Below are 18,959 nucleotides of genomic sequence, written 5' to 3'. Positions count from 1 at the left end.
TGGGCAATAGGGGTTTTATGTCATGATTGCAAAGTAGAACATATATAATAATCTTCTAAACTACAGGGAATCTTACATGACTCTCCGTCTAGGTGACACAGTACCCAACTTTACGCAAGCCTCAACACACGGCGACATCGATTTTTACCAATGGGCAGGTGACAGCTGGATTGTGCTGTTCTCTCACCCTGCTGATTTTACACCTGTTTGCACAACAGAATTAGGCACAGTTGCCAAGCTAAAACCAGAATTTGACAAGCGCAATGTTAAAGCGATCGCTCTCAGCGTTGATGATGTAGAATCTCACAAAGGCTGGGTGGGAGACATTGAAGAAACGCAAAATACCACCCTTAACTATCCAATTTTGGCAGATAGCGATCGCAAGGTTTCTGACCTTTACGACATGATCCACCCGAATGCTAACGCGGCGGTGACAGTGCGATCGGTTTTCGTGATTGACCCCAGCAAGAAACTCCGTCTGTCTTTCACCTATCCTCCCAGTACCGGACGCAATTTTGATGAGATTTTGCGGGTAATTGATTCTCTGCAATTGACTGATAATTACAGCGTGGCGACACCAGCTGACTGGAAAGATGGAGACGATTGTGTAATTATCCCCTCACTCAAAGATCCAGAAGTACTTAAAGAGAAATTCCCCAAAGGCTACCAGGAAGTTAAACCCTATCTGCGCCTAACTCCTCAGCCTAACAAGTAAATCTGAAAATGATTTCGGATAAAAAAGCAAAGATGCCAAGATATAACTTTGCGTCTTTGTTTTTTGCGTGAAAATATAGTAATTAGGCTAGGTATCTAAAGCTAGAGGAAATCCCTATGTTCTCATCTGGTTTGCTTTTGCAAATTCCCTCATCAATGCAAATGACAGACGAACATTTTTTTGAGTTCTGTCAGGTGAATCGTGACTTACGCATTGAGCGAAATAAATTTGGAGAGATATCAATTATGCCGCCTACCGGTGGGACAACAGGCAACCGTGGAGGCAACATCTTTGGGCAACTGTGGGTGTGGTCCGAACAAGATAGTACAGGTATAACTTTTGACTCTAGTACTGGATTTAAACTATCAACAGGTGCAAACAGATCGCCAGATGCCTCGTGGATTAAGCTAGAACGGTGGAATTCTCTGTCTCCAAAACAACAAGAAAAGTTTGTACCCATTTGTCCAGATTTTGTAGTCGAACTTAAATCTCCCAGCGACAACCTCCAGACTTTGAAAGAAAAAATGCAGGAATATATGAATGAGCCAGGAATAGAGTTAGGCTGGTTGATTGACCGTAAGCAGCGTAAAGTTTATATTTATCGTCCTGGATTGCCAGAGGAATGTTTAGATAATCCTGCGACTGTTAGCGGCGAGTTAGTATTGCCTGGGTTTATTTTGAATATGAGTAAAGTTTGGTAAAATAAGTTTTATTTAATAAGTAATCAAGCGGACATGATATGACGAATGACGAATGATAAATTATTTAAATTTCGGCTGGCGGCGATACAATTTAAATTGATAAATTGAGGTGACATCGAAGGGTAATTGAATGGTAAAAGTGCTACCTTTGCCTAATTGACTCTGCACGTTGAAAGTACCTTGGTGTGCCTGAATAATTGCCTGAGCGATCGCTAATCCTAATCCAGAACCGCCAGTTTTACGAGAGCGATCGCTATTTACTCGATAAAAGCGATCAAAAATCCGAGTCAGTTCCTGATCTGGAATACCAATACCTGTATCTTGAACCTGAATGATAGCATAATTTTCACTGCGTTTTAAGATAACAGTTACCTTTCCGAATTGTGGCGTGTATTGAATTGCATTGATAATTAAATTAGAAACCAGACGATAAAGTTGCTCAGAATCGCCGATAATATTTAGAGGTTGATTGAGTTGGATTGCAGATGTTAGTGTCACTTTTGCAGAAAAGGCGATCGCGGCAAATTCCTCTATTAAGTCGCTGACAATATCATTTAAGCAACATTCATGTCGTAATGGCAGAGGTTGCCGATCTAGACGAGCTAAAAGCAGCAAATCTACAACTAAAGAATTAAGTCGATGATTCTGACGCTGTATAGTTTGTAGAATATCCCGCGCTTCGATTTCATCCAATTTTGGCATCAACAAAGCTGATTCCACCGTTGCTTGGGTTGCAGCTAAAGGTGTTCGCAACTCATGTGCTACATCTGCTGTAAATTGTTGGATTTGTCTATAAGATTGATAAATCGGTTGCATCGCTAATCCTGCTAGCCACCAACTAGCAACACTCACCACAAGCATCGTTGTAGGCAATCCCACGGCTAAAATTAATTTAACAGCATCCAAATAACTATTGAAATCTTCCAGACTTCGCCCGACTTGGATGTATCCCCAATTATGATTGTCTTGAGTGTGCAGTACAAATGAAATTTGGTGATATGGATTGCCTTTGCTGTCTTTTATCGTTTGCCAAAGTTCCTTATTAAAGACTAGAGAAAGTCCCTCTGGATGAAAACCTGCGATCGCAATTAAGCGTCCTGAATTATCAAAAAAACGTATATAGTAGTAGCCTTGATGAATTGCGCTGAGAATATGCCGTTTAGAATTTGGCTGCTGTTGAATGCAGCTTTCCCCAATCAGACAAATATTTGGTAAAAGCTGCTGTACAACTGGTTCAATGCGTCCGGGTTGCTTTAGTTTCAGTTCGATACTATCGTGTATCGTTCCGGCGACAGATTCCAATTCTCGGTCTAATGCTACCCAATGGGCATGGGATACAGCTTTGTCTAGCCCGAATCCGCATAGACTTAAAATCACAGCCATTACAAGCGCATACCACAGAGCTAAACGTATTCGCGTTAGGTTAAAAAGTTTATTTTGATTCATAACAGCGATCGCATCTAGCAACCTTTGCAGATGATTGGGATAGCCAGGAAATGAGTATCTATGACAATTATTTCACTCTTAAAAACGGGGATTTTCATCGGTAAGATTGAGACGATATCCCACACCATGCATAGTTTCAATGGGGTTCCCACAACCACTATTAGCCAATCTCCGGCGTAGCAAACGTATTTGAGCCGCCACCACATTACTAACTGGTTCTGCACTCACCTCCCAAAGCTGATTGCGAATCTGTTCAGTTGTGACAATTTGGTGCGGATGCTTCATCAAATACTCTAGTAGCTGGAATTCTTTGTTAGTTAAAGGAATTACCTGTTTATCCCCCTGATGGTTCTGAGTGACAACCATACTGTTACTGTAATCGAGAGTCAGATTGCCAACAGTTAACTCCTGAGATTGAAATTGGGGCGATCGCCTTTGCAAAGCACGTAACCGCGCCAACAATTCCGCCATACCAAAAGGTTTCACCAAATAATCATCAGCACCAGCATCCAACCCAGCAACTTTATCTTCCATCCGATCTTTAGCTGTCAACATCAAAACTGGCAAAGGATTACGTCGTGTTCGTAAGCGACTACACAGTTCTAACCCAGACAATCCTGGCAACATCCAGTCGATAATAGCTAGGGTGTATTGCATCCATTGGTTTTCTAGATAATCCCATGCCTCATTACCATCTAAAACCCAGTCAACTACATACTTTTCTAGGTTCAAAGTACGCTTAATTGCCAAACCCAAATCTGGCTCATCTTCGACTAACAGAACTCTCATATCATTTACCAGCCTTTCTATCTCCTAGATTGATATCCTGAGAACCACCTTCACCTCCTCAAGGGTTAAAAATCTATGATTTGCCATCAAAAACTGTAGATTAGTAGATGCGAAACTGGGCTATACCTACGGGAATTTCTGCATCACTACCAACAAATTTAGCATAAACTCGGTAGAGCCAAGCATTTGAAGTTCCCGTCCGGTTTACTCTATTCATATCAATATTGAGTATATTCGCAGGAGTGACAAGTTGGGCGAAAGCGATCGTAATCTTGCTATCGTTAACAGTAGTGTTTGCCTGAATTTTTCGACCAGATTTGTCAGAAATACTGAAATCATTTTTGACAGTTAAACCCGGTGGAACATCGATATTTATCTGGGTAATAGCACTGCTATTTTGAGGTATTTCCAATTTTAAAGTATGTCGAACAGTTCCCCATTTAGTTTGGGGAAATTGGACTGTGCTAAGAATATGAGGAAAACTCTTATTAGCTGGTATCTGATTTGCATAGACAGGATAAAATAAAGCTGTAAGTGTCAAACTAACCGCAGTTGTAAAAATGATTTTTTTCATGATTTCAAATCTCTAATAAATCAATCTTGTTAATGTAGTATCAGACTCATTATTTTAAATAAATCTGCTATTAACTAGCTTGACAGAGACAGATGAAATCATGATGAAATTTAGGTATGTTCCAATAGGGTTTAGTTATCCACAAAAACCTTAATTCGCGTAGGTTGGGTTAAGGAACGAAACCCAACATCAAGCGTTAATTGTTGGGTTTAACTCTGTTAAACCCAACTATGTAACGAAAAGTAAAATCTCTGTATTTGGCTCGTAGTTGCGCTGTATTCGCTAAAGCGCAACTACAAACCAGTGATAATTATTTACGCCGATTTACTTATTAAAAGTAAAACGACCATCTACTTTTTTGCCATTCATATCTACGAGCATTTTCACTTGATATTGACCTGAATATTTTTCTGGGAGCAAAACAGTATAATGTTTACCTTCTTGGTCATAAGTAAGGTTTAAAGTTTTCTGGCTTCCATCAGGTGTCTGAACTTGAGCCTTCACTTTGGCATTAGATATTGCTTCGTGATTATCTCCTTTTTGTAAGTAAAAATCCATGTGAGTGCCATTAGCTTCTTTCTCAGGTACAAACTCTAAATGATAGGCTCCTGTTTCCACAACTTGACCTCCTTTCGATTGACCATGCTGGCTAGATGTTTTGGCAATAGGTGAAGCTGGGGAATTAACACTTGAGGTAGAAATAGCTGGACTTTTTTCGGTATTAGCTGCTTGATTACTATTACTACAAGCTCCCAAAAAAAGCAGCCCTACACTTCCTATAACAATTAAGGTCGATTTTAGTGAAATCATCTGTTTACTCCGCATCAAAAACAATTAATACCTAAGACATAAACAACTAAAAAACCCATTTATTATTCTGGGTATTTGACTAAAACGATGTTTTGTATTGATCTAGTATTTCTAGGAACTAAAAACTTCCTAAACTGAGAATACAACGCAGGAATAACTAACAGCGTTAAGGCAGTAGAGGTAAACAAGCCACCTAATACTACTATCGAAAGTGGTTGCAAAATTTCTTTACCAGGACCACTGTCAACGACTAATGGTGCTAATCCTAAAGCTGAGGTAAAAGCTGTCATCAAAATGGCGTTTAGTCGTTCCATTGAACCTTTAATAAGCACATCTTTAAGAGGCATCCCTTCCGCAAATTTTGTATTGTAATTATCTACCAAAAGCAAACCATTGCGAGTAGCAACTCCAAATAGAGTGATAAAGCCAACTAAGGAAGCAATAGAAATAACTCCGTCTGTGAAAGCTACCGAAAATACTCCTCCCACTAATGCTAAAGGTAAGTTAATCATAATCATGATTGTAGAAGGGATAGATTTGACTGAAAGATACATAATTACTGTAATGACGACGAAGGCGATCGCACTAGAAATTAAGATATTCTGAGTGGCTCGTTCTTGCGCCTCAAATTGCCCTGCATATTGAATATAGTAACCAGAGGGAAAATGCACTTGTTGGTTGACTTTATCCCGAATTTCATTCACAATAGAGCGCAAATCTCTACCGCTAGCGTTAGCAGAAACAACAATCAAGCGGGAAACATTTTCACGGTTAATCGTATTTGGGCCTGTGCCATTGCTAATTATAGCAACTTGTGCTAAAGGAATCTTTTGACCGTTAGGAGTATCAACTAATAAATTGCCAATGGTATCCAAATTTTGACGTGCATCCGGTTTTAACCACACAACTAAGTCAAAAGTTTGTTGTTTTTCCAATATTTGAGAAACTACTTTTCCATTCAGGGCAGTTTCAACAATTTTAGAAAGTTTTCCTACCGTTAAACCATATCGAGAAGCCGCTTGACGGTTAAACTTAATTTGTATTTGTTCGACTGGGACTTGAGGCTCAAGTTGTAAATCAACAACACCATCAACAGTTTTCATCACCTCATTTACTTGGCTCCCAATCATGCGGAGTTGTTCTAATTCTGAGCCGAAAATTTTGATAGCGATCGCACTTCTCACACCGGACAAAACCTCATCCATCTGATGAGAGATAAAACCACCAATATTTGCTGCTACCCCTGGTAATTTAGCAAATTCTTCCCGCAGCTTTTTAATAGTTTTCTCCCTGTCTTCCATCGCTGCTTTGCTCAACTCGATATCCAAATGTCCGAAATTTACCCCTGCTGCATCTGCATCACCAGGCGCACGTCCAGAACGCAATTGTACGTAAGGAAATCTAGAATCTCCCTTCAGCGCGTCTTCTAGTGCTTCTCCAGCAACATTGGTAGCTTCTAAAGATACACCAGGATAGAGAGTGAGGGTATTCACCAAAGTTTGCTCTTGAAATTCTGGTAAAAACACTCTTCCAAAGGAAGGAGCAATCACAATTGCTGCGACTAAACTGGCAGCAGCTAAGATTAAAATAATTCCAGAACGCCGCAGAGAAAATGCTAACAGGGGATGATAAAACTTCTTAAAAAATCTTGCTATCCAAGGCTCAGTTTCTGGCAAGTTCCCGTAAGGTAATAAGATTGCACATAATGCCGGAGTTACAGTCAATGCTGTGATACTAGAGCCGATAACTGCCGCCATATAGCCTAATCCCATTGGGATAAAAATACTACCTTCTACCCCAGCTAAAGCAAAAACTGGAAAGAAGACAACTATGGTGATTATAGTGCCTCCAAAAAGGGAATCACGTACTTCTTGACAACCGGAAAATACCACATCTAAAACTGGGCGCGGATTGGCAGAGTATTTATTTTCTCGCAGGTTACGATAGACATTTTCGGCATCGACAATTGCATCATCCACTGCTGAACCAATTGATACTGCTAATCCTCCCAATGTCATAGTATTTAAACCTTGTCCTAGCCAATTTAGTAATAGCAATCCTATTAGTAAGGATAAGGGTAAGGCAGTTAGGCAAATAACTAGATTACGCCAATTCATCAAAAACGGAATCAGGATAAGTGCAACAATAATACTGCCTTCAATTAAAGCTTGTCTAACATTAGCAATCGAAGAATCAATATAGTTTTCTTGTCTGAAGGTAGAAGTTATATTAATATCTTTAGATAAGGCAGCTTTTACTTCCGACATCGCCTCTTCTATAGCACGGGTAACAGTAGGAGTATCGGCTTGAGGCTGTTTATTAATCATCACAATAATTGCCTTTCGACCGTTAAAACTACCATCACCCCGTTTGATAGCTGCACCAATTTGGACATCAGCGACATCGGATATTTTTATCGGTGTACCGTTGCGGGCAGTAATTACTGATTGCTGTAAGTCTTCAATAGATTCAATCCGTCCAATGCCTCGAATTATTTTTTCGCGATCGCGGGTAATCAAATAACCACCAGGTGCATTAACATTGGCACCAGATACAGCTTCCTGCACATTTTCTAAGGTGACATTAAAAGCTTGTAACTTCTCTGGGTTAATTAATACTTGATATTGGCGAATATCACCGCCATAGGCTACAACCTGACTAACACCGGGAACAGCTAAAAGGCGATTTGTTACTTGCCAATCGACAATGCGCCGCACTTCCATCAAAGGAGTATTTTCAGAAGTAAAGGCATATTGCAGCACAGTACCGATGGGGGAACTGGTGGGAGAAATTTGTGGCGTTTCCACTCCTTCAGGAAGCTTTCTAGAACTCTGTTGTAATCGCTCTGTTACCAATTGGCGAGCTTGATAAATATCACTTCCCCAGTTAAAAATTACTTTGACAACGGAAACTCCCGACGCACTAGAAGAACGTACTGCTGTGATTCCTGGAGTACCATTAATCGCACTTTCAATTGGTAAAGTTACTAAAGATTCAACTTCTTCTGGTGCTAATCCTGGTGCTTCAGTTTGAATTTCAACTTGGGGCGGTGCAAAAGTAGGAAAAACATCCAACGGCATTTGGATAATTATCCGAAATATCCAAAGCGTTATGACAATTGTACCCAGAATGATTAACCAACGGCGGGCGATCGCCCATTTAATAATCGCACTCAGCATGACTATTTCTGAATCTTAATTTCGGAATCTTCACTCGTTACACGATGGTTATCAACCCATTCTGGCGATCCATCTACTTGTGCAGAACTAGCTAATTCAAGTTGATTAGTACGACGACTAGACCAAAAAGCACCTAGAATGAAAGCTACAGTGGTTAATGCTGCTCCCCCAGTTCCCAACAGCCACAGTGGTACTGGCTCTGTTGTAGTCTGTCGAGGAGTTTCCGGGTGTTCGTCTACTTTTGGCTTAGTATCGCCACGTAAAGACTGAGCATAAAGTTGAGGCGATCGCACGGTAACTATCAAATCCTCCTCGAATAAGCCAGTTTTGACCTCAACCATATCCCCAAAAGTTTGACCTAAAGTAACTTCAACAGGCTGATAAGCGTTGCCATTTTGTACATAAACCTGTTTTTTGCCATTGGTTTCAACTACAGCCGCGCTCTTAATTGCTAATATGGCTGATGATGTTTGGTTTGTAACAACTTCTAGTTCTGCAAACATTCCTGGTTTTAGCACTCCACCAGAATTTTCTAGTTGAGCTTGCACTGGTACTACTTGCGTTTCTCCTTGCACCACAGAGCCAATTCGGGTAATTCGTCCGTTGAAGATCCGGTTAGGTATGGAAGCTACTTTGACCCTTACCTGTTGAGTAGTTCTTATCTGATTTAAATCTTTTTCATAAATATTCGCTGTGGCAAAAACGCGACTGTCATTAATAATTGTCATCAGCTTCCCACCCGCATCCTCAAATGATTGACCAAGGGTAACTTCCCTATCAGCAACCTTCCCCGAAATTGGAGACGTTACGGTAATAAGTCCTTGAGCATTGGCGCGAGTTCCCAATTGAGAAAGCCGAGTTTGATAAATACTATTACTTAGTTGGATACGAGACTTTGCGACCTGAACGGCTGAATCAGCGCGTTTTAGCTGATTTTCTGCCTCGATAACGTCCCGACGATTGGCGGCTTTAGCAAGATCCGCTTTGGCTTGAGCTAACTGAGTTTCGGATTCAAGAGCATTACGCCGTGGTAAAGCGCCAGCATCAGCTAACTGTTGATCTTTGTTAAACTTTTCTTGAGCATAAGTCACTTGGCTTTGTGCTTGAGCTATTTCAGCTGCGGCTATTTGTTGATAGCGATCGCGGTTTTGTTGAGCTAGTTTTAAATCGGCCTGCGCTTGCTCTAAATCCGCCTGAGCTTGAGCAAGTTTTTCTTGGGAATTAACCCGCAGTTCCACCAGTTCCGGGCTGGATATAACAGCAACTGATTGACCTTTTTTCACCATAACACCAGGTTCAACCAATAACTCAACCACTTTTGCTTTAGAAATTGGTGTATTTACTTCTACTTTTTGGCTGGGTAAAGTTTCAATCTGTCCAGTAGTTTTAATCCCAACATCTAGCCTCTGGCGTTTGACAGGTTCAACTTTAATTCCTAGTCGTTTGGCTGTTTGAACATCAACTTGAATAGAACCAGTAGCACCCGTTGTTTCAGTTCCTCCTTGAAATTCGTTTCCGTGTCCGCCGTGAGCCAAAACAACTGCGGGACTAGCAAGTAACAAAATATTAAAAAGTATCCCAGAAACACAACGAATAACTGTAAATGGTTGGGAATAGGAATTAGGCATCACTATCAAAAGTTTTTGGATACAGACGCAGAGAAAATATGTCGTTCGGTTTCAATACCCAGTCTTCCATTGAAAAATGAAATTAGGATGAAATTGGGCTGCGATACCCAATAGTCCGTTGTAGGGGACTTCCAAATAAAAAAATACTCAACTACTTATTGTGGGGCGGGCGAGACGCCCACCCTTGTATATGGGCGGGCGAGACGCCCACCCCACAAGATTGGGTAATTTGTTTGTTGGAAGTCCCTAGACATTGCTCCTGAAATTCCCAACCGCAAATACATATTGATTACTTGCAGATTCACAAAGATAGTTATAAAACTTCCGCAAAAACCAAATTACGAATTACGAATTACGAATTACGAATTATTTCTTGTACCAAGATTTTCGCCACTGTTGCATTTGCTTAATTTCTATATTTTGGGCTTGGATAATTTCCTGGGCTAATTTCTTGATTTCAGGGCGTTTAGACTTACTTAAGGCATCTTTTGCCATTGTTACAGCCCCTTGGTGGTGAGGAATCATCGCATTGATGAAGCGCAGATCAAACTCAGCATCAGCTACACCTAAGTTTTGACTCATCATCATAGCTTGCATCTGATCAGATGACATTTCCATCATGTGACCCATTTGACTGTTGTAAGCCATTGGTTTATTTCCCGCCTTGGGATACCAAGCTTGTCGCCACTGCTTCATCTGGGTGATTTCTTGGTTTTGCGATTTGATGATATTGTCTGCTAGCTTTTTGATTTCAGGATGTTTTGATTTTTGCTGCGCTTCTTTAGCCATTTCCACAGCCCCTTGATGGTGCGGGATCATAGCATCGATAAATCGTAAATCAAAATTAGCATCGGCTGGGCCTAAATCCATTCCCATGCTGTGATTCATCATACTACCGCCGTGGTTCATCATCCCACCGCCGTGGTTCATCATCTGCTTGTCGTTAGCATTGGTGGCGGTTGCTTCTGGCGCTTGGCTTTGGATCTGGGAAGCACTACTAGTACACCCTGTGATTAATCCACCTGCTGAGGCGATCGCACTAAAGGTTAACACCAAAAAGCCATTCCTCAAAGATAGCAGTTGCATAAGTCTCACCTAAACAGTTTCTTAATTCTATATTTACTCCTTATTTTTGCAGCTAGAGATGAAATTAGGATGAATCGCCACTCCTAGTTACTCCCGGATCTGAAAATCCTGATGTTTACGGATAGTATTACGAATTACGAACTTGTACTGAGCGTAGCCGTTGGCGCAGCCTCTCGTAGAGAAGTATTACGAATTATTTAAGTATCTTATTATTCATTGGTCACTCAAAATTGTGTAAGCTTCATTAACTAAGTGCATTTTCTCTTGAGCTTGTTTTTGTAGTTGCGGCTGATTCACAAATAAATCTGGATGCCATTTTTTTACTAAAGTTCGATAAGCCTGTTTTACCTCAGCTAAAGAAGCATTTGTTTGCAATCCTAAAATGTTGTAAGCGCGAGTAGTCTTATCTTTTTGGGCTTGGGTTTTTGGTTGATTGGGTGCTTTATTGCTTTGAGTTGTATTTTGCTGTTTGCTAGTTTGAGAACTAGGCGATGTCTGACGACAAGCCTTAGGGCTACGCATCTCTGCTTTCATTCGCGCTATTTCTTCATTGAGTTCCCAATCACGAAATTTAGCCTCTAACTCTTCTTTCCGTGGAGAGGGAGAAGCTTTTGGCGGTGGTGGTGGAGAAACAGATTTTACCCTTGTCCAAGTATTATTAGCACTATTTTCCTGTTGTTGCTTAACACCAGAATCTTTTTTAGGATAAATTTGAACTCTTTCAGGTTGTGGCGAATATTTTCTATTGGTATTCGTGTATTTGGGTATTTCTTTATAAGGTTGATGATTTGAGAGAATTTTGGCTTTTTCTAACTCTCGTAGCAACTGATTAAAAGCCTTTTGTAACTGCTGCAAATTTTCGCGTTTTTGAGTAGTTTCTCTCGATTCTTGACTAAATTCAAAAGAAATTACTTTTTCGGCTTGCTGTTCATATTCAGTCAAAATTGATAAGCTTTGATTACTGAAGTGAGAGAAATAATCTTCAATTGCAGTTATGCAAAGTTTAGCAACTTCCTGATGATAAGATTCTTTTGCTAATTGTTCGTCTTGTTTTTCGATGTTCTTGTTTAACAAATAAGAAATACTCCCGACGACAGCAGCACCCACCGGGCCACCTAACAACCAACCAATACCACCACCAACAGCGATAGAACCCGGTTCACTTAAATTATCAGTATTGCTTAGTTTTGAGGGTAGTGTTACTTTTGGTTCGCTAGGAAAGGGAATTAACAAATCTTGTGGTCGTTCTTGTTGGAAAAATTCGTAAGCTTGATAAAGCCATTTTACCACAGCAAATTGCAACTGAGTCAGGTCTTTTTTAAGAGTATTTGTTTGCCAACTTTTAAAGTTATTTTCTGCCAATGCAACTGCTGCATCAGCTTGATATTTCGTGAGTAATTTTGGCAATGTTAACCAATCGCGTAACTCTTGGATGCTAGTAAGAAAACCTTTATAAATTAAATTAGCTGCTTTTTGTTTAATTTCAATTTTAGTATTTTCTTTATCATCAAAGGATTTTATTTCAATAGCGATCGGGTCAATTTTAGCTTTTAATGAGAATTGGATTTGAGAAGCGATCGCTTGCAACCTTGGCAACCGTACACTACCACGATTTGGTTGCAAAATCCCGACAATATTTTGCAAAGCTGTTTCAAAAGCCGCTAACCCGCTACTATTAGCAGCCGCTACATCGCCTTTTAATCTGGCTCTTAAAGCAGGTAAAGCATCAACGCGATATAAATTACTAAAACCTGGAGGTAATTCGGATCGAAAGCTTTCCGCAACAAACAGCAGACGATTTTGGACTTTTTTTTGCTCGTCGGGTTCGAGTAAATTCAGAAAATTGGCAACAAATATAACTGTTTTAATACCGCGATCTAATAGCCAATCTCGTAAATTTTCCCGTTCACCCAAAGTCATTAATTTTCGTGCATCTAATAATTGAATAACTAAATCTGCACTTAATAGTTGTTCTCGAACTAAATTATCTTGTTCATCTCGATCATTTGTTCCCGGTAAATCGAGTAATTCTACTCCGGTTTCCAAAAATTGATGCGGGCAAAAAACTTCTACAGATGCTACATCTTTTCGCATCTGTCTATTTCCATCAAGAATTGCAAATTGCTGTAAAACTTCTGTGCCACTGCGATAGATTTCTGTACCATCTAGCAACATTATCCGAGTCCGCACATCAGAGCCATATTTAACAGTAATTGCCGCGCCTGTGGTGGGAATTAAATCAATTGGTAAGGTGCGATTCCCCAACATGGCATTCAGTAAAGTAGATTTGCCATGATTAAATGGGCCAAATACCGCAATCCGAAAGCTAGGATTAACTAGATGATTGCAAATGGTAATTATATCTTGATGCAGTTGCGATTTATGGTCTAAATTCAATAACGCAGATGCAAATTTCAGAGAATCTACTAAATCCTTATAACCTTCATACTGTTGTTGCATAATTCCCCTATCTTCCTCGTTCCCAGCCTCCAGGCTGGGAATGCCTACTGGGAGGCTCTGCCTCCAATAATCATAAGAATGTGAGGCGGAACCTCAATGAATTGCAATAAGAATGTGAGGCGGAGCCTCAACGAATTGCATTCCCAGCTATAAGCTGGGAACGAGAGTGAGAGTAATCAGATATATTAGCTATAATAAGCTAATAGATTGCTGTATGCCGCCTCAATTTTTTGCAACTGAGCTATTACATCTTCCTGTAAATTTTTTAACCGTTTGAACTCACTCTCACGATTTATTTCGCGGGTTTCTTTTTGTTTGACTAAATTATCTAATTCAGATTTACGAGATCCAATATCATCGTTAATCCGCTTACTCACTTCTCTTTCGTAAGAGTCAAAACACTCTTTCACAGCATTGTATACTACTTGAGATTGTTCATGTGCTACTTGGGGTAGATGTTTAACTAACTCTTTTTTAGCAGTTTTAACTAACTCTTTACGCGCTTGGTCTGCTTGCAAAAATCCTACTCCTAAACCTAGCAGCGCAAACCCAATTGGCCCAAGTAAAATACCTGTAAATGCCGTAATTATACCACCAATACCAATTACAGTAAAGTAGTTTAACAAGATATTTTTCCAATCAAATCCGGCTCCGGCTAGTGCGAAACCAGCAAGATTTCCCTTAGATAGTGATAACAATCCCATTGCCCATTTTGCCCAGCCGGGAGAGTTATCTTCTTCAGTAGTTGTAGTGGTATTTACCTTTACGTCTTGTCCGGTGAGCTTTTCGGTGATTTGATCTGTGATTTGACTGTAAGACGCGCCATATTGTGCAGCACTGCGAGAAAGTTCTCTAAAAGCTGCATTGATATCTTTTTCAGCTGTTAATGTCCAAGCAGCAGATTTGTCAGTGATATATTGCTCAAAGGCTTTTTGTAGGGCGATGTTAAATGCTTCTCGTTTACCGCTACTAAGAAAATCAAACAGATTTAATTCGGGCTGATAGCGTAAGAAATCGTTTTCAAAGGTATTACCTAAATTTAAAACGTAGCTGCGAAAAGATTCAGAAATCATTCTTGCTTGAGTGTCTCTGGTATTGATAATTTCTTTTTGAAATTCATTCCGAATACCTGTGAGTTTGTTAAACTCTGGTTCTACTGAATCAATCCGTTTTTTTAATTCATTTACATCTTGGTCAAGTAATGGTATACGTCTAGCCACTGCTTCGCGGGTATGATTGCAAACTTGTCTAGCTAATGTTCTGACTTGACGGAGTTCTGCGATCGCCCGTTCTCTGGTAAGAAAAGTATTAAGGGAATCCATAAACTTTGGAAACCCAGTCCCCTCTAAATCAGCTTGGGGATTTTTCAACCGTCGTCTAAGTGCTTGAATTGACGAAAGCTCAAACACCCGTTCGTCATAAATATTCTGACCTTCTACAGTACAATATTCTGTTAAATTGGCCTGAAATACTTGTCGTAATCTATCCTCAGATGCTTTGAATTCTTCCACATCATCAGGATCAATCAATGATTCCCGCACTTGATCCCAAGCATTAACTAAAAAGAAAACCGTCAACCCTCGACCTTTGATATAATTTTCCAGGTAGCGACGCTCACCCAAAGTACAAGGTTGAGAAGCTCTCATCACAAATAAAATTGCATGACAATTATTTACATAACCCAAAGATAATTCGTTTCGCGCTTCTGTATCATTCAATCCTGGACTATCGACAATTTCAATTCCCTTTTCTAGTAAGGTTAAAGGATACTCAACTACTGCATAATCAACATCGGGAAAGGCTTGTTTTTTCTCCTGCTCTAATTTTTTAGCTTCCGATGGATCAATGGTATATTTATATTTAAAGTTCTGAAAATCTAGCTGTTGGGGACTTTTTCCATCATTAAAATGAATCGTAACTTTCTTTTCTGCGCCATAGCGTAAAACTGTTAAGACTGCTGTACAAGGGTTCACATCGCTCGGTAATAAGTTTTCCCCAATTAAGGCGTTGAGAAAGGTACTTTTTCCCCGTTTCATATCGCCCAATACCAAAAGGCGAAAGACACCTTGGCTGAGGTTTTTACTAGCTAGCGTAATATCTTCGATATCTCGCTCTAAACTAAGTTTTCCTGATGAAGAATCTCCAGCCAATTCAGCTTGATTAATTGTTTGTGCCAGCTTATTCAAACATATAGACATCTGCGATCGCACTTGACCAACACGCTCTAAATCTTGGATAAATCTGTCACTTGCTACTTGATCAGTCATCATAGTTACACCTTTATTAAAGATTGGTTTTCTTGGAATCAAAAAATAATTTGTAACACATCCATACCAGGATTGTAACAATAATAAACCCAGCCAATACTGAGGCTATTCTCACTGCAACCAGCGCAACCACACCAAGAACAAACAGCTTCCCGCCCAAAATCACTTTTTTCATCCAAGGCTTCTGGGAATTTTTCGGTTGATGCTTCACAGTTTGATGAAAAGCTGCATCGGTAGCATGGATATTACTTTCCATTTCCCGGAGTCGTAATTCAATTTCTCGCTCTCGGAGTATACGTTCCCGGTGTTCAAGTTCTTTTTCCCTATCTCTTTCAGATGTCATCGGTATTCACCCCATCTAAGACAATGAAATGATGTCAGCATTTACTCGCTAATCATGCAGTATACTAACTTACGCCAATATTCGCTAACCCCAGTAAAATTACTATTTTATTCTTGATTGCTTGTTAAACTGAAGCTGGAAGTTAGATACGATAAAATGCGATCGCTTTCAGTAAAATTTTAGCTAAAACGACTATTCCCGCTATTATCTTTCAATCCCAGCAGCTATTTAGTTAATAACTTGCGTGAGAATAAGAAATATAAACCTAGTCAGGTAGACAGCAAAACCTAGAGGAAATCATCATGCTTTCATCCCCTTTAGTTGTGCAAATTCCTCCCTCAATGCAAATGACAGACGATCAGTTTTTTGACTTCTGTCAAGTGAATCGTGACTTACGGATTGAACGGAATCAATTTGGAGAGATATCAATTATGCCGCCCACTGGTTCAGAGACAGGTAATCGTAACTTCAACTTCGCCTTACAGCTAGGAGTTTGGGCAGAAAAAGATAGTACAGGTATTTGTTTTGACTCCAGCACAGGATTTAAGCTATCAACGGGTGCAGAGCGCTCGCCTGACGCTTCTTGGATTAAATTGGAACGGTGGAATGCTCTCTCGCCAGAAAAACAGCAAAAATTTGCCCCCATCTGTCCAGATTTTATAGTTGAACTGCGATCGCCTTCTGATAACCTCAAACCGTTAAAGGAGAAAATGGAGGAATATATGAAGGAGCCAGGAATACAGCTAGGCTTGTTAATTGACCGCAAGCATCGCCGAGTCTATATTTATCGTCCTGGTGTACCAGAGGAATGTCTGGAAAATCCCGCGACTGTTAGCGGGGAATCGGTATTACCTGGGTTTGTGCTGAATTTGAATAAAGTGTGGTAGCAGCAAATGAATACCTAAGTCTTAAATCATTAGTAGAATCCCCATTACAAAACTTAATTACGTTAGCGTAGCGGTAGCGAGTCTGCGATAACGCAGCGTTAGCGAATCTGCGATCGTCGCGTCATTACGAATTACGAATTACGAATTACGAATTATTTTAATGCTTGCTGAATTCAACGGACAGGTAAGCTATGACACACAGAGGCGTGATCAACCAATCCCTAGCTTTGTTGTTAACAATAGAATTAAAGCAAGGAAATATTCAATGAAGTGGCGTGTAATTCTTGAACCAGATCCACAAACAAGTGACTGGGCTGTTTGGTGCCCAGAGTTACCAGGTTGTGTCTCAGCAGGAGAAACAGAGCAAGAAGCCTTAGAAAATATTTGTGAGGCGATCGCACTTTATCTTGAGCCTGACACTACCGACCTAGCACCAGGTGCGGTGACGTGCGAGGTCACTGTGGGAACGCTACGCAACATCATGATGGGAGCAGATATCCCAGAGTTTGAATGGAAAGCGTAAATTGTGATTGAGTTTTTGGGTGCGATCGCTATCAGCCAAAATTTTTATAGATACTCTCACACAGGTATAGTCAAAATGGATATTAAAAATGGCTTCATCGGCGCTGTTGGGAACACACCGTTAATTCGCTTAAACAGTTTCAGTGAACAAACAGGATGTGAAATCCTCGCTAAAGCTGAATTTCTCAATCCTGGCGGTTCCGTCAAAGACCGCGCTGCACTTTACATTATCGAAGATGCCGAAGAGAAAGGTCTACTCAAACCTGGTGGCACAGTAGTAGAAGGAACTGCTGGTAATACTGGCATTGGACTAGCACATATTTGCAACGCTAAAAGCTACAAATGCCTAATTATTATTCCTGATACCCAGTCACAAGAAAAGATAGACGCACTGATAGCATTAGGAGCAGAAATTCGTGCCGTCCCTGCTGTCCCCTACAAAAATCCGAACAACTACGTCAAGCTATCTGGCAGAGTCGCTGCTGAATTAGAAAATGCGATTTGGGCGAATCAATTTGATAACTTAGCCAACCGCCGCGCCCACTACGAAACCACAGGGCCAGAAATTTGGAAACAGACAGATGGTAAAATAGATGCCTGGACAGTTGCAACTGGTACGGGTGGTACTTTTGCTGGTGTAGCATTGTACTTGAAAGAACAAAATCCCGCGATTAAATGCGTTGTTGCCGATCCTCTGGGTAGTGGACTTTATAGCTATGTCAAAACTGGCGAAATCAAAATGGAAGGAAATTCCATCACCGAAGGCATTGGTAACGGTCGTGTCACAGCCAATATGGAAGGCGCCCCTGCTGATGATGCTATTCAAATCGATGACAAAGAAGCTTTGCGAGTAGTTTACCAACTGCTGAGGAAAGATGGGTTATTAATGGGTGGTTCAACGGGTATTAATGTTGGGGCGGCTGTTGCTCTAGCAAAGCAGTTGGGGCCAGGACATACCATTGTCACAATCTTATGTGATAGTGGTTCCCGCTATCAATCGCGGATATTCAACCCGGAATGGCTAGCCTCAAAAGGACTTTCAATAGATTAGTCATTTGTCATTAGTCATTTGTACTGGGCGACTTGTGCCAAGCGTTGCCGAGGTAAGCCGAAGTATTAGTCATTAGCAAAGGACAACTGACAACTGACAAATGACAAAGCACAAAGGACAAATGAACAACATAACTCAACCATCAAACTTCCCCACGATAGACCAACCCTCTTCTCCTAAATGTGTGCGGGTTTGTCAAAATCGCACTTGCAAAAAGCAAGGTGCAGTTAAGGTTTTAGCAGCATTTACAGCTTTGCCAATCCCTGGTGTAACAGTAACGGCTAGCAGATGTTTGGGACAATGCGGCAATGGGCCGATGGTACTGGTATTACCCGATATGGTCTGGTATAGCGGGGTTCAACCCGATGAAGTCTCTCTACTGATAGAAAATCATTTGCTAGGTGGTCAAAGAGTCCAACAGATGCTCTATTATCGGTTTCATCCCCAGAAATCAAACTAAATTTTTAATATTAATGTCTGCAATCTTGTTGAGTGAAGTGA

The 18,959-nt window shown here is 40.5% G+C and carries 16 protein-coding genes; 6 read left to right on the top strand and 10 right to left on the bottom strand.

Annotation, left to right across the window (positions count from 1 at the left end):
• Positions 1–76: 76 nt before the first annotated feature.
• Together V7K32_RS07515 and V7K32_RS07510 are read left to right on the top strand one after the other, a co-directional pair.
• Positions 77–715 (top strand): peroxiredoxin, encoded by a 639-nt coding sequence (locus tag V7K32_RS07515; protein ID WP_334991749.1) that lies wholly within the window; start codon positions 77–79, stop codon positions 713–715.
• A 116-nt stretch (positions 716–831) separates the two neighbouring features.
• Positions 832–1,416: a Uma2 family endonuclease gene (locus tag V7K32_RS07510; RefSeq protein WP_334991747.1), complete on the top strand. Its 585-nt coding sequence runs from the start codon at positions 832–834 to the stop codon at positions 1,414–1,416.
• 60 nt (positions 1,417–1,476) lie between these two features.
• Here V7K32_RS07510 and rppB read toward each other — a convergent pair whose 3' ends face one another.
• From rppB to V7K32_RS07460, 10 genes are all read right to left on the bottom strand, one after another.
• Positions 1,477–2,862 (bottom strand): two-component system sensor histidine kinase RppB, encoded by a 1,386-nt coding sequence (rppB, locus tag V7K32_RS07505; RefSeq protein ID WP_334991745.1) that lies wholly within the window; start codon positions 2,860–2,862, stop codon positions 1,477–1,479.
• Positions 2,863–2,940: 78 nt separating this feature from the next.
• On the bottom strand, positions 2,941–3,651 hold the full coding sequence (rppA, locus tag V7K32_RS07500; RefSeq protein WP_334991743.1) for a two-component system response regulator RppA: 711 nt from the start codon (positions 3,649–3,651) through the stop codon (positions 2,941–2,943).
• Between the two features lie 100 nt (positions 3,652–3,751).
• Positions 3,752–4,225, bottom strand: a complete 474-nt coding sequence (locus V7K32_RS07495) for a hypothetical protein (protein WP_334991741.1) — start codon at positions 4,223–4,225, stop codon at positions 3,752–3,754.
• Between the two features lie 324 nt (positions 4,226–4,549).
• Entirely contained in the window at positions 4,550–5,035 is a 486-nt protein-coding gene (locus tag V7K32_RS07490; RefSeq protein WP_334991739.1) for a hypothetical protein, read from the bottom strand.
• Between the two features lie 62 nt (positions 5,036–5,097).
• The gene (locus tag V7K32_RS07485; protein ID WP_334991737.1) at positions 5,098–8,214 is read right to left on the bottom strand and encodes an efflux RND transporter permease subunit; all 3,117 of its coding nucleotides are present in this window, start codon (positions 8,212–8,214) and stop codon (positions 5,098–5,100) included.
• A gap of 2 nt (positions 8,215–8,216) precedes the next feature.
• Positions 8,217–9,842 (bottom strand): efflux RND transporter periplasmic adaptor subunit, encoded by a 1,626-nt coding sequence (locus tag V7K32_RS07480; protein ID WP_334991735.1) that lies wholly within the window; start codon positions 9,840–9,842, stop codon positions 8,217–8,219.
• Between the two features lie 366 nt (positions 9,843–10,208).
• The gene (locus V7K32_RS07475; RefSeq protein WP_334991733.1) at positions 10,209–10,928 is read right to left on the bottom strand and encodes a DUF305 domain-containing protein; all 720 of its coding nucleotides are present in this window, start codon (positions 10,926–10,928) and stop codon (positions 10,209–10,211) included.
• A 213-nt stretch (positions 10,929–11,141) separates the two neighbouring features.
• A complete protein-coding gene (locus V7K32_RS07470) occupies positions 11,142–13,388 on the bottom strand; it encodes a dynamin family protein (protein WP_334991731.1) in 2,247 nt (748 codons plus the stop codon).
• A 185-nt stretch (positions 13,389–13,573) separates the two neighbouring features.
• Positions 13,574–15,655 (bottom strand): dynamin family protein, encoded by a 2,082-nt coding sequence (locus V7K32_RS07465; RefSeq protein ID WP_334991856.1) that lies wholly within the window; start codon positions 15,653–15,655, stop codon positions 13,574–13,576.
• A gap of 16 nt (positions 15,656–15,671) precedes the next feature.
• Positions 15,672–15,998 carry a DUF3040 domain-containing protein gene (locus V7K32_RS07460; protein ID WP_334991729.1) on the bottom strand — a complete coding sequence of 109 codons (327 nt, stop codon included), beginning with the start codon at positions 15,996–15,998 and terminating at the stop codon, positions 15,672–15,674.
• 302 nt (positions 15,999–16,300) lie between these two features.
• On the opposite strand from V7K32_RS07460, the gene V7K32_RS07455 reads away from it, so the two are divergent.
• From V7K32_RS07455 to V7K32_RS07440, 4 genes are all read left to right on the top strand, one after another.
• Entirely contained in the window at positions 16,301–16,885 is a 585-nt protein-coding gene (locus V7K32_RS07455) for a Uma2 family endonuclease (RefSeq protein ID WP_334991727.1), read from the top strand.
• A 265-nt stretch (positions 16,886–17,150) separates the two neighbouring features.
• The gene (locus tag V7K32_RS07450; RefSeq protein WP_334991725.1) at positions 17,151–17,408 is read left to right on the top strand and encodes a type II toxin-antitoxin system HicB family antitoxin; all 258 of its coding nucleotides are present in this window, start codon (positions 17,151–17,153) and stop codon (positions 17,406–17,408) included.
• A 75-nt stretch (positions 17,409–17,483) separates the two neighbouring features.
• Entirely contained in the window at positions 17,484–18,458 is a 975-nt protein-coding gene (locus tag V7K32_RS07445) for a cysteine synthase A (RefSeq protein ID WP_334991855.1), read from the top strand.
• Positions 18,459–18,579: 121 nt separating this feature from the next.
• Complete coding sequence (locus V7K32_RS07440) at positions 18,580–18,918, top strand: (2Fe-2S) ferredoxin domain-containing protein (protein WP_334991853.1); 339 nt, start codon at positions 18,580–18,582, stop codon at positions 18,916–18,918.
• The last annotated feature ends 41 nt before the right edge of the window (positions 18,919–18,959 follow it).

Origin of the sequence: Nostoc sp., assembly GCF_036917635.1 — a bacterium.
Classification (GTDB): domain Bacteria; phylum Cyanobacteriota; class Cyanobacteriia; order Cyanobacteriales; family Nostocaceae; genus Nostoc.
Note: the sequence above shows the minus strand (reverse complement) of the source record. Positions and strands in the feature narration are given on the sequence as shown.

Coding starts and splice junctions, on each gene's coding strand:
- V7K32_RS07440 (WP_334991853.1), top strand. CDS start 18,580: ATGAACAACATAACTCAACCATCAAACTTCCCCACGATAGACCAACCC.
- V7K32_RS07510 (WP_334991747.1), top strand. CDS start 832: ATGTTCTCATCTGGTTTGCTTTTGCAAATTCCCTCATCAATGCAAATG.
- V7K32_RS07490 (WP_334991739.1), bottom strand. CDS start 5,035: ATGATTTCACTAAAATCGACCTTAATTGTTATAGGAAGTGTAGGGCTG.
- V7K32_RS07450 (WP_334991725.1), top strand. CDS start 17,151: ATGAAGTGGCGTGTAATTCTTGAACCAGATCCACAAACAAGTGACTGG.
- V7K32_RS07470 (WP_334991731.1), bottom strand. CDS start 13,388: ATGCAACAACAGTATGAAGGTTATAAGGATTTAGTAGATTCTCTGAAA.
- V7K32_RS07515 (WP_334991749.1), top strand. CDS start 77: ATGACTCTCCGTCTAGGTGACACAGTACCCAACTTTACGCAAGCCTCA.
- V7K32_RS07480 (WP_334991735.1), bottom strand. CDS start 9,842: ATGCCTAATTCCTATTCCCAACCATTTACAGTTATTCGTTGTGTTTCT.
- V7K32_RS07475 (WP_334991733.1), bottom strand. CDS start 10,928: ATGCAACTGCTATCTTTGAGGAATGGCTTTTTGGTGTTAACCTTTAGT.
- V7K32_RS07460 (WP_334991729.1), bottom strand. CDS start 15,998: ATGACATCTGAAAGAGATAGGGAAAAAGAACTTGAACACCGGGAACGT.
- V7K32_RS07485 (WP_334991737.1), bottom strand. CDS start 8,214: ATGCTGAGTGCGATTATTAAATGGGCGATCGCCCGCCGTTGGTTAATC.
- V7K32_RS07455 (WP_334991727.1), top strand. CDS start 16,301: ATGCTTTCATCCCCTTTAGTTGTGCAAATTCCTCCCTCAATGCAAATG.
- V7K32_RS07445 (WP_334991855.1), top strand. CDS start 17,484: ATGGATATTAAAAATGGCTTCATCGGCGCTGTTGGGAACACACCGTTA.
- V7K32_RS07495 (WP_334991741.1), bottom strand. CDS start 4,225: ATGAAAAAAATCATTTTTACAACTGCGGTTAGTTTGACACTTACAGCT.
- rppA (WP_334991743.1), bottom strand. CDS start 3,651: ATGAGAGTTCTGTTAGTCGAAGATGAGCCAGATTTGGGTTTGGCAATT.
- rppB (WP_334991745.1), bottom strand. CDS start 2,862: ATGAATCAAAATAAACTTTTTAACCTAACGCGAATACGTTTAGCTCTG.
- V7K32_RS07465 (WP_334991856.1), bottom strand. CDS start 15,655: ATGACTGATCAAGTAGCAAGTGACAGATTTATCCAAGATTTAGAGCGT.